This window comes from Alkalimonas amylolytica (assembly GCF_900107845.1).
In the GTDB taxonomy this organism is placed as follows: Bacteria; Pseudomonadota; Gammaproteobacteria; order Enterobacterales; family Alteromonadaceae; genus Alkalimonas; species Alkalimonas amylolytica.
This window is the reverse complement of sequence record NZ_FNRM01000004.1, coordinates 40,633-53,936: the sequence shown is the minus strand read 5'-3', so window position 1 is coordinate 53,936 and position 13,304 is coordinate 40,633. Positions and strand designations below refer to the sequence as shown.

The 13,304-nt window shown below is 49.9% G+C and carries 10 protein-coding genes; 7 read left to right on the top strand and 3 right to left on the bottom strand.

Annotated elements, in window-relative coordinates:
• Positions 1–954: an AAA family ATPase gene (locus BLW37_RS09190; protein ID WP_091342141.1), complete on the bottom strand. Its 954-nt coding sequence runs from the start codon at positions 952–954 to the stop codon at positions 1–3.
• A gap of 210 nt (positions 955–1,164) precedes the next feature.
• On the opposite strand from BLW37_RS09190, the gene fadI reads away from it, so the two are divergent.
• The 6 genes from fadI (at position 1,165) to BLW37_RS09160 (ending at position 9,554) form a co-directional block, all read left to right on the top strand.
• Positions 1,165–2,475, top strand: coding sequence for an acetyl-CoA C-acyltransferase FadI (fadI, locus tag BLW37_RS09185; protein ID WP_091342139.1), 1,311 nt, complete (start codon positions 1,165–1,167; stop codon positions 2,473–2,475).
• Positions 2,475–4,607 carry a fatty acid oxidation complex subunit alpha FadJ gene (fadJ, locus tag BLW37_RS09180; RefSeq protein WP_091342138.1) on the top strand — a complete coding sequence of 711 codons (2,133 nt, stop codon included), beginning with the start codon at positions 2,475–2,477 and terminating at the stop codon, positions 4,605–4,607. Before fadI ends, fadJ begins: the two co-directional genes overlap by 1 nt.
• A 238-nt stretch (positions 4,608–4,845) precedes the next feature.
• Positions 4,846–5,340, top strand: a complete 495-nt coding sequence (locus tag BLW37_RS09175; RefSeq protein ID WP_091342136.1) for a PEP-CTERM sorting domain-containing protein — start codon at positions 4,846–4,848, stop codon at positions 5,338–5,340.
• Positions 5,341–5,610: 270 nt separating this feature from the next.
• Complete coding sequence (locus tag BLW37_RS09170; protein WP_091342569.1) at positions 5,611–8,733, top strand: S8 family serine peptidase; 3,123 nt, start codon at positions 5,611–5,613, stop codon at positions 8,731–8,733.
• Between the two features lie 78 nt (positions 8,734–8,811).
• Complete coding sequence (locus BLW37_RS18945; protein ID WP_091342134.1) at positions 8,812–9,261, top strand: gamma-glutamylcyclotransferase; 450 nt, start codon at positions 8,812–8,814, stop codon at positions 9,259–9,261.
• 95 nt (positions 9,262–9,356) lie between these two features.
• Positions 9,357–9,554 carry a hypothetical protein gene (locus BLW37_RS09160; RefSeq protein WP_091342133.1) on the top strand — a complete coding sequence of 66 codons (198 nt, stop codon included), beginning with the start codon at positions 9,357–9,359 and terminating at the stop codon, positions 9,552–9,554.
• Here BLW37_RS09160 and BLW37_RS09155 read toward each other — a convergent pair.
• A complete protein-coding gene (locus tag BLW37_RS09155; RefSeq protein WP_091342131.1) occupies positions 9,544–10,392 on the bottom strand; it encodes a LysR family transcriptional regulator in 849 nt (282 codons plus the stop codon). The two genes, BLW37_RS09160 and BLW37_RS09155, sit on opposite strands and share 11 nt — an antisense overlap.
• A gap of 183 nt (positions 10,393–10,575) precedes the next feature.
• Between BLW37_RS09155 and BLW37_RS09150 the strand changes: the two genes are divergently transcribed.
• Positions 10,576–10,923, top strand: coding sequence for a MaoP family protein (locus BLW37_RS09150; RefSeq protein ID WP_091342130.1), 348 nt, complete (start codon positions 10,576–10,578; stop codon positions 10,921–10,923).
• A 71-nt stretch (positions 10,924–10,994) separates the two neighbouring features.
• Here BLW37_RS09150 and BLW37_RS09145 read toward each other — a convergent pair whose 3' ends face one another.
• The gene (locus BLW37_RS09145) at positions 10,995–13,247 is read right to left on the bottom strand and encodes a putative bifunctional diguanylate cyclase/phosphodiesterase (protein WP_091342128.1); all 2,253 of its coding nucleotides are present in this window, start codon (positions 13,245–13,247) and stop codon (positions 10,995–10,997) included.
• Positions 13,248–13,304: the final 57 nt, after the last annotated feature.

Below are 13,304 nucleotides of genomic sequence, written 5' to 3'. Positions count from 1 at the left end.
TCAGGGGACAGGTACCAGCTCAAGAATTTTGGTGAGCACCGCATCGGTTTTGATGCCTTCGGCTTCGGCCGCATAGGTCAGAATAATACGGTGGCGCAGCACATTGTGAAATACCGCTTGAATGTCATCCGGAGTGACAAAGTCCCGGCCATCCAGCCAGGCCTTGGCCCGGGCACAGCGCTCCAGCGCGATGGTGGCACGAGGGCTGGCACCGTAGGCCAGCCATTGACTCAGCTGCTGATCGTAGTTGGCCGGTTGGCGACTGGCCAGCACCAGGGCGACGATGTATTGCTCCAGTGCTGGTGCTAAGTGCAACTGCAAAATGGTTTTACGGGCGGCAAAAATATCGGCCTGGGTCATTTGCGGCGCTTTGGGGGTGGTCTGTTGCAGCGCTTCGCCCCGGGTCAGTTGCAAAATCGCCAGCTCGGTGTCCGCATCCGGGTAGTCGACATTCAAATGCAGTAAAAAGCGATCCAACTGAGCTTCAGGCAATGGGTAGGTACCTTCTTGCTCCAGCGGATTTTGCGTAGCCATCACCAAAAATAGCTCGGGCAGCGGGTAAGTGCTGCGGCCAACGGTAATTTGTTTCTCGGCCATGGCTTCCAGCAGGGCCGATTGCACCTTGGCCGGCGCCCGGTTGATCTCGTCGGCCAGAATAATATGGTGGAATAAGGGGCCTGTTTGAAACTCGAACTGGCCGGTTTCCGGCCGATAAATGTCGGTGCCGGTGAGATCGGCTGGTAGTAAGTCGGGGGTGAACTGAATGCGGTGAAAATCACCTTCCACCCCCTGAGCCAGGGCATTCACGGCGCGGGTCTTCGCCAGGCCAGGAGGGCCTTCCACCAGCAGGTGACCATTGGCAAGCAGGGCGATCAGTATGCCTTCAGTCAGCGCCGGTTGGCCCAGAACCTGGCTGTCGAGATAGCGTTTCAATTCGGTAAAAGCTTGTACCATAATGATGTTTAACCTGTGCAGGGAGTAAAAGCAGCTATGCTATGACGTACGCATTTATGACGTATGCATTTATATAAGGTTCATTCTGCAAAAGACAAGAGCAGGTTGCAATGCATGGATTTTAAAACAGGTGTTTTAATTTTCAGCGACTGTGGTTACAATCGAACGATGAATCAGGTCTGACCTGTTACCGATACCATGAGGATACTTATGACCAAGCCAATCGAATTAAAAAACCGTCAGGGGGATCGCATTGCCATTGTGCGTGGCTTACGCACTCCCTTTGCCAAGCAGGCGACAGCTTTTCATGGGGTGTCGGCGCTGGATATGGGCAAGATGGTGGTCAATGAGCTGCTAATCCGCTCTGAGATCGATCCTGCTCTGGTGGAGCAAGTGGTGTATGGTCAGGTGGTGCAAATGCCGGAGGCGCCAAACATTGCCCGGGAAATTGTGCTGGGTACCGGCATGAATGTGCATACCGATGCCTACAGCGTGACCCGCGCCTGTGCCACCAGTTTTCAGGCCGTAGCCAATGTCGCGGAAAGCATGCTGGCTGGTATGGTAGATGTTGGTATTGCCGGTGGTGCGGATTCAAGCTCAGTGTTGCCAATTGGGGTCAGTAAGACGCTGGGCCGAGCCTTGGTGGATATGAACAAAGCCAGAACCCTGGGCCAAAAGCTGAGTATTTTAAAGCGACTGGGTTTAAAAGATTTGTTGCCGGTGCCGCCAGCTGTGGCCGAATACAGCACCGGCCTGTCAATGGGCCAGACTGCCGAGCAAATGGCGAAAACTCATGGCATTAGCCGGGAAGCCCAGGATGAAATGGCGCATCGCTCGCACAGCCTGGCTGCCAAAGCCTGGCAATCCGGCCTGATGGCCGATGAAGTCATGGTGGCGCATGTGCCGCCGCACAAAACCTTTTTCGAGCAAGACAACAATGTGCGGATGGAATCCGAGTTAGCCTCCTATGCCCGCTTAAAGCCTGTGTTTGATCGCAAATACGGTACTGTCACAGCGGCCAACAGTACGCCATTAACCGATGGTGCCTCGGCTGTGCTGATGATGACCGAAAGTCGGGCCAAGGCACTGGGTTATGAACCGCTGGGTTACATTCGCAGTTATGCCTTTGCCGCCATTGATGTCTGGGAGGACATGCTGATGGGGCCGTCTTACGCCACGCCAATAGCGCTGCAGCGTGCCGGCATGACATTGGCCGATTTGACCCTGATTGAAATGCATGAGGCCTTTGCCGCGCAGGCGCTGGCCAATATGAAGATGTTTGGCAGCACCAGGTTTGCCAAAGAAAAGCTGGGGCTGGATAAAGCCATAGGCGACATTGATATGGACAAGTTCAATGTGAATGGCGGCTCCTTGGCTTACGGCCACCCCTTTGCCGCGACCGGCACCCGTTTGCTGGTGCAAACCTTACATGAACTGAAACGTCGTGGGGGTGGGGTAGGCTTGACTACGGCCTGTGCTGCCGGTGGCCTGGGCGCCGCTATGATTGTGGAGACCGAATAATGACTGAACAAAACACCAGCAGCTTTGCCTTGCAACTGCGCGACGATGGCGTTGCTGTGATCACCATGGATGTGCCGGGTGAGCGCATGAATGTGCTTAAAGCCACCTTTGCCGATGAAATAAACGCCTTACTGGCCGAGCTGAAACAAAACAGCAGCCTCAAAGGGGTGGTGATTATCAGCGGTAAGCCGGACTCCTTTATTGCTGGCGCTGATATCACTATGCTGGATGGATGTAATAGTGCTGAAGAAGCCGAGGCGATTGCGCGCTTAGGTCAGCAAGTGTTCGCCGATATTGAGCAATTGAAGGTACCTGTGGTGGCGGCTATTCATGGCCCATGCCTGGGAGGGGGGCTGGAGCTGGCGATGGCCTGTCATCAGCGGGTGGTCAGTGACGATGCTAAAACCGTACTGGGTTTACCGGAAGTGCAGTTAGGCCTGCTGCCTGGCAGTGGTGGTACCCAGCGTCTGCCTAAACTGGTTGGCCTGCAAAAAGCACTGGATATGATGCTAACCGGCAAGCAGTTACGGGCAAAGCAGGCATTAAAAGCCGGTTTGGCCGATGCGATGGTACCCAACAGCATATTACTGGATGCAGCTGTGCAATTGGCGCTGTCTGGTAAAAAGCCTGTGCATGAGCCGAAGCTCAATCTGGTTGGCAAGTTGCTGGAAAAAACCGGCCCCGGTCGTGGCATCGTGTTTGACCAGGCCCGCAAACAAACGCTGGCGAAAACCCATGGGAATTACCCGGCACCGCTTAAAATTTTGCAGGTGATCCGCACTGGCATCGATAAGGGCATGCAGCAGGGCCTGGCGGCTGAAGCCAAAACTTTCGGTGAACTGTGCATGACGCCAGAGTCCAAGGCGCTGCGCGCACTGTTTTTTGCCACCACTGACATGAAAAAAGAAAGCGGTGCTGGTGATGCTAAGCCGCGTATGCTGCGGAAAATAGCGGTGTTAGGTGGCGGCCTGATGGGCGGTGGTATTGCCAGTGTGACCGCAACCAAAGCGGGGTTGCCGGTTCGCATCAAAGACATTCAGCAACAAGGCATCGCCAATGCCCTGGCTTATGGTTATCAGTTGCTGGATAAAAAAGCCAAGCGTGGTTTTATGCGCAGAACCGAGTTGCAGCAGCAAATGGCATTGATGACTGGCACCACCGATTACAGCGGTTTTAAAGATGTCGATCTGGTGGTAGAAGCGGTGTTTGAAGATCTGGAACTTAAGCAGAACATGGTGGCGGATATTGAGCAGCACTGCAAAGAAGACACCATCTTTGCCAGCAACACCAGCTCCTTGCCGATTGGCCAGATTGCAGCGAAAGCGAAACGGCCGGAAAATGTGATTGGCCTGCACTATTTTTCACCGGTCGACAAAATGCCTCTGGTGGAAGTCATTGCACATAAAGGCACTTCGCCGGAGACTATTGCTACCACGGTGGCTTTTGCCCGTAAGCAAGGCAAAACGCCTATCGTAGTAAAGGATGGGGCTGGTTTTTACGTCAATCGCATTTTGGCACTGTATATGAACGAAGCGGCGCAAATTCTGTTGGAAGGCGAGCCGATCGAGAAACTGGATAAAGCCTTGGTAAAGTTTGGCTTCCCGGTTGGACCTATTACCTTGCTGGATGAAGTGGGCATTGATGTCGGCGCTAAAATTGGCCCGATTTTGCAGGGTGAGCTGGGTGACCGTTTTGCTGCTCCAGCGGCTTTTGACAAACTGTTGGCTGATGGCCGCAAAGGCAAGAAGTCCTCAAAAGGGTTTTATCTGTACAGTGGCAAAGCGAAAGGGAAAAAGCCGGTCGATGCCAGTGTCTACCCACTGCTTGGCATAACGCCAAGCCCGAAACTAAGCAGCGACGAGCTGGTACAGCGCACCACGGTGCAAATGCTGAACGAAGCAGCTCGCTGTCTGGAAGAAGGCGTCATTGCGTCGGCCCGGGATGGTGACATCGGTGCTATCTTCGGTATTGGTTTCCCGCCATTTTTAGGTGGGCCATTCCGTTACATCGATAGCTTGGGCGCTGCTAAATTGGTGGACATATTGAAAAGCTATGAGGCTAAGTTTGGTGCGCGTTTTGCACCCTGTGAGCTTCTTGTCACAATGGCAGCGGACCGCAAAACTTTCTATTGATTTTTGACCTGCGGATAAGCCCCCTGATGCCCCTGCACCAGGGGGCTTTTTTCTTTCGGTTCGTCTTGAACACAGCTGTAAAGATTTCGTTTCATTTTGAATGTATTTGCATTGTCTTACATAATCAGGTGTGAGCAAAATTTGCGATTCTGGCATGCATTCTGCCTCTAATTTGCCGGCATGGTTATGCAACAACCATGCATGCTAATTAAAATCAATCCATCCAGGAGTTACATCAATGAAAAAGCTTTTACTTGCCGTACTAGTTTTGGGCTTTGTTGCCCTGTTTACAGCGCCTTCAACGCAAGCTACCCCTATTCTTTCGCAGGATCTGTTATTGATCGACAATAATGGCATCTTCCAAACCATAGGCTCGATTAGCGTCAAAGTGTCGGAAAGTGAGAATTTCGGTGACTTTAATATCAGTACCAGTTGGTTTGCATTCGAACTTTTTGGCGTTCAGCTTATTCAAGATTTAGATTTTGATTTTTTTGAAGTAGCTTTTAACCCTCTGAACTTATTTGAAGGCTTTCAGTTTTTATCCTTTCAGGTTGAAGATATCAACACTGGCGACTTTTTTGTAGGTTTCTTTGAGTCTGGTTTCGGTTTCTTTGAAGACGCAAACGGCGACTTTTTTGACATGACACTTGGAAATGTGACGGTACCGGCACCAGCTACTTTAGCATTAATGCTGCTGGCGTTGTTTGGTCTGATGCTGCGCCGTCGAGCTTAATTTTTTGATAAAGAATGGGTGTCCGTTTTTTTTGCATGCTTTACCGCCATTTGTTTAAACAATAGACAGATCCTGTAATTCAAGCTGCCAGAAAAGCCCTGTTTTATCATAGAGTGTAATTTATTGTATGAGTTGTGTCAGTTTTTTTTACGATGATGTTTCCTGTGCTGCGCCCTGCATAGTTATGCAAATACCAGGAGCTGACTGCTTGGGTTAAGGAATCGCTGGCAACCTCTTTGTTCAGTATAAATATAACTAAAAGTGAAAATTATGAAGATACAAACCAAACGTACTAAAACCATCCTGGCGTCTGCCATTATGGCTGCTTGCGCTATGACCGTAGTGCATGCAAATCCATACGAAGTATCCGTTGATACTGCCTTGCTGCAATTGGATGGTGCCGCTGCTGCTTACGCACCTTATATCATTCAGGTGCGTGGCGAGTCTGGTATCGAGAAAGCAGCGCGTTTAGGTGAGCTGCGGCCTAACTCACAGTTGACAGCTGGTATGAATCGTTATGACGCCCGCTCAGCTGCCATGCAAGCGCACCAACAGCAAGTCACAAACTTCCATCAGAACCTTGCTGCTCAGATGGGCATTTCGAATGTGCTGTATTCCTATACCCACACCTTCAATGGTTTTTCAGCAACCTTAACGGCAGACGAAGTGCAGCGTCTTCGTCAACATCCGGATGTCGTTGGGGTATGGCAAGACGAGCCGATGCAGCTTGATACCTCCAATACGCCAGAGTTTCTGGGCTTAAACGGTGCCAATGGGCAGCATACTTTGGGTGTTAAAGGCGAGAATGTGGTGATCGGTATCGTGGATACCGGCATTTGGCCAGAAAGTGAAAGCTTTGCTGATGACGGCTCTTATGCGCCATTGGACAACTGGAACGGCGTCTGTGATACCGGTGAAGATGATACCTTCTTCTGTAATGGAAAAATGGTGGGTGCTCGTTACTTTAATAGTGCTTTTACCTCCGTTTATAACTTGCAACCTGGTGAGTTTGTGTCGCCCCGTGATCCAGACAACCACGGCACCCATGTAGCGTCGACTGCTGCTGGTAATGAAGGGGTTATGGCAACGATCAACGGCCAGCCTGCCGGCTTTGTGACTGGTGTGGCACCAAGAGCTCGTATTGCTACTTACAAAGCTTGCTGGAACAGCAGCTACGTAAGCCCTGAAGGTAACCCAGAGCGTGGCTGTTTCTTTGGTGATACCATGGCTGCGATTGATGCCGCAGTCGCCGATGGCGTGGATGTAATTAACTACTCTATTGGTGGTAGTTTAACGGATTTAACCACCTTAGCTGCGGCGGCCAAGTTGCGTGCTACCCAAGCTGGTGTTTTTGTATCCGTTTCAGCAGGCAATAGTGGCCCAGGAGCAGGCACAGTGGGTACGCCAGCACCTTGGGTTATGAGTGTTGCTGCTTCAACCTATGATGGAACCAGCGTCGTTGTTGGTGGTGCTGCCATTGATGTAACCGGTGGTTCAGTAACGGGCAATTATCCAGCTGTGGAAGCTGCTACCACGACGCCGCTGTTTCAGGTAGGCGAAGTAGCTGCCGATTTAGCCGTGGCTAGCCCGATTCTGGCATGTGATGGTGTGGACAATGCGGCAGAGCTCGAAGGCAAAATTGTTTTGATGCAACGCGGTGTTTGTCCTTTTGATAACAAGTTGGCAGCTGCACAGGCCGCAGGTGCTGTTGGCGCCATTGTGCTTAACAGTGATAACACTGCACCTTTTGTGATGGGTGGTAATGGTAGCTTCTCAATCCCTGGCTTTATGATTAGCCGTGCTCATGGTTTGGCGTTACTTGAAGCTAGTGAAGCCGGAGAAGATATTGCGGTTCGGTTTGTGGCGGGGGCCTTGGTACCGCAAACTGAAGTTGGCAATATTATGGCAGGATTTTCATCGCGTGGTCCAAACCTGGCTTCGTTCGATATCATCAAACCTGATATTACCGCTCCGGGTGTTCGCATCCTGGCAGCAGGCTCTGAAGAGCGGATGTTAGGTGCCAATGACGTACCTTTCGTTTACTTGCAGGGTACTTCAATGTCCAGCCCGCATATTGCTGGTATGGCTGCTTTACTTAAGGAGTCAAACCCGAATTGGTCACCAGCGATGATCAAATCCGCACTGATGACGACAGCACGTCAAAATGTGGTGAAACAAAATGGTGTCACTGCGGCTGATCCTTTTGACTTTGGTGCCGGCCATGCGGTTCCTGCCAGTGCTGCTAATCCTGGTCTGGTGTATAACGTTGATACTACGCATTACTTTGCATTCTTGTGTGGTTTGGGTGCGCAAAGCTTTGTATCGAATGCCTCAGGCTTTAGCTGCGATGCTTTTGCCAACATGGGATACGACTTCGAGGCTAGCCAATTGAATATGCCATCCATTGGTATTGCCGAGTTGGATGTCAGTCGCGTTGTTTATCGCGAAGTCACTGACGTATCAGGCTTTAGCACTACTTATACCATTCAGATTGATGCGCCCGCCGGAATTCAGGCTACTGCATTAACGCTCAATGCCTTAGGCGAGTGGGTACCATCCTCTCAGCTGGAAGTTCCTGCCAATGGCCAGGCTGCCTACGCCATTAAATTTGAAACTACATCCTCAACTGATTACGAAACCTGGAAGTTTGGTTCAGTGACGTTGAGCAACGGTCAATTCGATGTGCGTAGCCCAATCGCCATCAAAGCCATCCCACCAACACTGATCGAAGCACCTGAGGTGATTTCTGCGCAGGTTGCTGCCAGCTCTGGCCGGGTAAGCTTCCCTGTGTTGATGAACTACAGCGGTCGTACGTCAGCTTCTATGGTTGGATTGTCTGCACCTTTTGCTAGCTCCAGAACCATTCCACAGGATCCAGATGGAACCTTCCAGTTCAATGAGCCAAGCTTAGGTACTCACATTCTGGAGATCCCTGCAGGAACTAAAGTGGCTCGTTTCATGTTAAATGAGGGGCTGGCGACTGTGCCTGGTGCTATCCTGGACTTATATGTCTATCGCTGTCAGGGATGGAGCTGTTCATTTGTCACGTCATCAACCAGCAATAGTGGGTTTGAAGACATCGTGCTGCGTGATCCGGTTCCGGCTGCGAATCAAGCCGCAGGTAATGTGTATATTGTGTGGGTGCATCCGCGCAATTTGCAAGGCGCAGCAGAAGTGACTTACACCATGCCGTTCTGGATTGTGGACCAGCACAATAATGCCACATCGCGCTTGGCTGCACCGGTTCGTGCTATTGATGGTCGCTTTAATAATGTGACTTTAATGACCCGTGATTTGCAGTCATCCCCATTGCCGTACATGGGCGTGATATCTTTTGCAGATGAAAGTGGTAATGAGCAGGCTTCAACCTTGATTGAAATTCGTGCCAACTAAGCACAAAAGAAATAAATGAATAAAGCCCATCTTCGGATGGGCTTTTTTTTGTCTTGCGTTTGGGGGTAGACTTGTAAGATGAAAATACATCGCCAAGTCGCTGGTTTTATCACTGCTATCGTTCTCATGGTGAGTTTGACGTTGTGGCTACTTTGGTTATGGTGGCCAGCGCCATTTTTCTTCACACCAGATGAAAGTGTGGAGTATCAGCAACCGTCCTATCAATTATTTGCGTATGGAACTCTCCGCAATCGATTTGTACGCAAGTTAGTCACTGGAGGGGATGTGAAAGTAACCGTTGATGAGTTAGCCGGGTTTGAGCGTGAGGGGTTGAATATTGTCGCAAACGAAGCTGCAGTCACTGTAGGGGTCCGAATGCAGGTGAGCAAGCGGCAAATGCAGCGACTGGACCGGTATGAGCGCTTGGGGCTGCGCTATTGCCGTTTTCAGGTCTTTTTAACCAGTGGTGAGCAAGCTTGGGTGTATCAACGGCTAAACGGTGAGGGTTGTGAACAACAGCAGCAGTAAATTGGCCATGTTTTAACAACATCAGCGATTTGAATCTGATAACATACGCATTGCTGCGCTATTCCATAGTTTTGTTTTAATTGGGAGAGATCGCTTTGTTGTTGCTTCCTGCTGTTTTTGTCTGCACCGCTATTTCAATCTACATCGCTGCATTGCGTGCCGGTATGTCCGCTTGGCGTTGGGGCATTGCTGCGCTGGCGCTTGGACCTTTATTGCTGCCGCTTTTTACCAGCCATAAGCGCCTGGTGATCTTAAGGGCCAGAGGGCGCAACAGCCGTTTGTTCAGACCTTAATATCCTTAAGTTGTATCAGGACGTTTTGCAGGCTATCACTGCTGTCTGCTGCTTTCAGGTAAGCCGCGTACAAATTTCGACCTATTACCGGGGCATCTTCAACTTGCTGCAGCACTCCCTGTTGCAGCTGTTGTGCAACCATGGTCTCTGGCAGATAAGCCGCGCCTTTTTGTTGTAATACGGATGTCAGGGCGATGCCGGCATGATTGGTTCGGACCGTGACCCGGATCTCTTCATGCAAGATATCGGCATGCTTTATTTGAAAAGCCGTTCCCCAGTCCATTAACACATAATTGGCCTGCATAGCCGCTTTTGTCGGCTCAAAATCAGAGTGGATTACCGGCAACAGTTTTAATTCCGTATGATGCTCGACTTGCAGGTCATCAGTTTTTGGTGGGTCAAACAGTAAAGCTAAATCCAATTGACGCTCTAACAAACCTCGGATCATGGATTCTCGCTCCAGGCTTTCAGCCCGCCAACTGATGGCCGGAAGTTGTCGCTGCATCACGCTAAAGCGCGCTAGTAGGTAACAATCCCATAGTGTTGCGGTTGAGGCAATGACCAGTTGCTGTTGTTGATCGGCTGTAATCGCTACATCCTGCCGCGCCCGCTGAAGGGTGACTAACATGGTCTCGGCATGCGGCAGTAGCCGCTCACCAGCTGTGGTCAGCTGAATGTTGTTACGGTAACGACTGAACAGGGTGACGCCAAGGTGCTGTTCCAGTTGGCGAATGCGTGAACTGACAGCCGATTGGGTCAAAAACAGGTTGGCGGCAGCTTTACCGAAATGACGGGTGCGATGAACTTCCAGAAAAGTTTTAAGTAACTCTGTATCCAAGTGCTTTCCTCAGGAATTTTTATCGTCACGATAAAAAACTTTTGTTTTACGAGGGCAATTTTGTTCACCATACTCCGCACAGTTGAGCAGAGCAAGTGGATTGTGATCCCAATTGCCACTTGCTTTGTACAACATGCAACCCTAATAATGCATTGTAATGATGAGCAACAGAGGAAAAAAGTGATGCAGCAAAGTTTTGTCGCTCCACGTCGCTTTTTCGATGACCGCAATTTCCCAAAAGGGTTTACCCGGTCAGGACGCTTTACACTGGCAGAAGGTAACCTGCTGGAAAAGCATGGTGTTGCTTTGCAGGAACTGGAGCAGGGTAGTCGTGCTCCACAAACTGATGAAGAGCAACGTTTTGTACTGGTTTGCCGCGGAGAGGCCGAAGCGGCCAGCGCTGTGGAGAAAACCTGGCTGAAATACAAACAACGGGTGCAGGAAAAACGTAAATTCCATACCGTGTTTGGTAAGAAGCGTATTGCTGACAGCAGTGACGATTTCAGTTACGTTGAGGTTGACAGCGATTAAGCCTCTCTAAGCCGCCTCTACCGGGTTCAAGCCCGGTTGATGTGCCCAGGTAACTCAGTTGAGCATGGATGCTAACCCAGTGTGGCAGTTGTCCGTGCGACTTTCGTCGTGTTCGGTGCCTGCTGCTGTTGCAAAAACCTGGTAAAGTCCTCTGATGACAAGGGCTTGCTGTAGTAATAACCTTGTATCACTTCACATCGTAGTTGTTTAAGCAAGTCCAGCTGCTGCTTTTCCTCCACGCCTTCTGCCACCACCGTCAGGCTTAGGTTGTGAGCTATCGTCACTATGGTATCCACCATATTGCGGCCACGGGCTGTGTCCATATCATCAATGAAGGCTTTGTCGATTTTCAGCGTATTCAGCGGAAACTGCTTCAAATACGCCAGTGACGAATAGCCCGTTCCAAAGTCATCCATAGCCAGGTGAATACCACGCGCCCGTAACTTCTTCATGGTATCAATTGCCATGGTGGGCGATTGCATGACGGTGCCTTCGGTGATCTCAAGTTCCAGATGATAAGACGGCAGCTCGGTCTGTTGCAGTACATCGTCAATTTGTTCGCATAAATAAGGCAACATAAATTGCTTGGCTGACAGGTTCACTGCAACCCGACCATGAAACAGTTCCTGATCAATCCATGCTTTCACTTGTTGACAGGCTTTACGAAGCACCACAGCCCCGATTTCAACAATTTGTCCTGTTTCTTCAGCTACAGGAATAAAAGTGGCAGGGCTGATAATGCCGCGCTTTGGGGTAATGAAACGAACCAATGCCTCCATTCCAAGCAGCTTACCGCTGTGGATATCCATTTTTGGCTGATAATAGACGGAAAAAAAGTCTTCTTTTAAGCCATGGCGAATCAGGTTTTCAATCTGCAAGCGTTTTACCGCTTGTTTGTTCATACTGTCGTTGAAAAAAAGGTAACGGTTACCGCCTTCATTTTTAGCATGGTACATGGCCGTATCAGCGTTACGAAGAAGGCTCTGAGGATCCTGACCATCCTCTGGGTATAGCACTATGCCTATGCTGCAACTGATCGCAAGTTCGTGTTGATTGATAAAAAATGGCAGATTAATTTGTTTGATCAGCTCTTTGGCCAGTGAGGTAATGGTGTGAATATCGTTGGTGTTTTCCAGCAAAATAGCAAACTCATCGCCACCAAGCCGGTACAGCTGTCCTTTGTTGCGGGGAAATAACTTAAGGCGCTCCGTCAGCTTGCATAGCAGGCCGTCACCGAGTTGATGACCAAGTGAATCATTGATTTTTTTGAAGTTATCCAGGTCGAACATTAAAAGTGAATGGCGTTTTTGTTGCTCTACCAGCTCACCCAACTGGCTGAGAAATAAAGCCCTGTTTGGTAAGCCGGTCAGAGTATCACTGTTGGCTAGCTTACTGAGCTGTTCTTCACGGGTCTTGCGTTCGGTAATATCAGAAAATACCGCGACATATTGCTGGATCTGTCCTTGTTCATCCCGGACGACGTTAAAGTTCAACTCGGCATGGTAGGTTTGACCATCGCTGCGTTGTTCCTGCACTTCCCCAACCCAGGAACTGGTTTTCATCAAGGCTTGTTTGATATCACGTAGAAAGCGGCTTGGGTAAAGCGATAATTCGAACTGTTGTTGAATGACGTGTTCACGATCTTTGCCTGTAATACGGCTAAAAGCCGGGTTTACTTCCAGAATGCGAAAAGATGTATCACAAATAACAACCGCATCGGAAATATTTTCCAGGCACTGTGCGAACAGCTGCAAGCGCTCTTCTGCCAGTTTGATATGATGAATGTTTTTCAGAGTACCGGTCATGCGGCTGGCTTGATTTTGCTGGTTATAACTGACGACTTTGCCGCGGTCAAGCACCCAAATCCACTGTTGATCACTGGATCGAATGCGGTAGGTGGCTTCAAAATAGGGGCTTTGCTGATTGAGATGATTGCTTAGCGCTTCGCTGACTCGATCCAAGTCTTGCGGGTGAATTTGTTGGCGATTGGGAGGAATATCCTGAGTCTCCGGGTCCAGCTCAACCGGGCTTTGCCACGAGCTGGAGCGATACAATGTGCCTTGTTCAATGTTCCAGTCCCAAAGCTCATCACCGCTACCCCAGAGTGAAAGACGAAGCCTTTCTTCACTGTGCTCCAGTCGGCTTTGATATCGGCGCATCTTGACTATACTAAGATGAGCCAATAATAAGGCTCCAAACGAAAGCAACAACACAACACTGAGGACATAAGGTTGCACAGCCTCCCAGTTCATGGCGAAGGCCGTGTTTGGCAGTAAAGTAGTTAGGCAGCTCAATATTATTGTTGTTGTGGTGCCAGCGCGCATTAAGTCATCTTGGATGCAGTCTAGGTACCGTTAACATATAGAAATTGCCTGATGCTG

Coding starts and splice junctions, on each gene's coding strand:
- BLW37_RS09190 (WP_091342141.1), bottom strand. CDS start 954: ATGGTACAAGCTTTTACCGAATTGAAACGCTATCTCGACAGCCAGGTT.
- fadI (WP_091342139.1), top strand. CDS start 1,165: ATGACCAAGCCAATCGAATTAAAAAACCGTCAGGGGGATCGCATTGCC.
- fadJ (WP_091342138.1), top strand. CDS start 2,475: ATGACTGAACAAAACACCAGCAGCTTTGCCTTGCAACTGCGCGACGAT.
- BLW37_RS09175 (WP_091342136.1), top strand. CDS start 4,846: ATGAAAAAGCTTTTACTTGCCGTACTAGTTTTGGGCTTTGTTGCCCTG.
- BLW37_RS09170 (WP_091342569.1), top strand. CDS start 5,611: ATGAAGATACAAACCAAACGTACTAAAACCATCCTGGCGTCTGCCATT.
- BLW37_RS18945 (WP_091342134.1), top strand. CDS start 8,812: ATGAAAATACATCGCCAAGTCGCTGGTTTTATCACTGCTATCGTTCTC.
- BLW37_RS09150 (WP_091342130.1), top strand. CDS start 10,576: ATGCAGCAAAGTTTTGTCGCTCCACGTCGCTTTTTCGATGACCGCAAT.
- BLW37_RS09145 (WP_091342128.1), bottom strand. CDS start 13,247: ATGCGCGCTGGCACCACAACAACAATAATATTGAGCTGCCTAACTACT.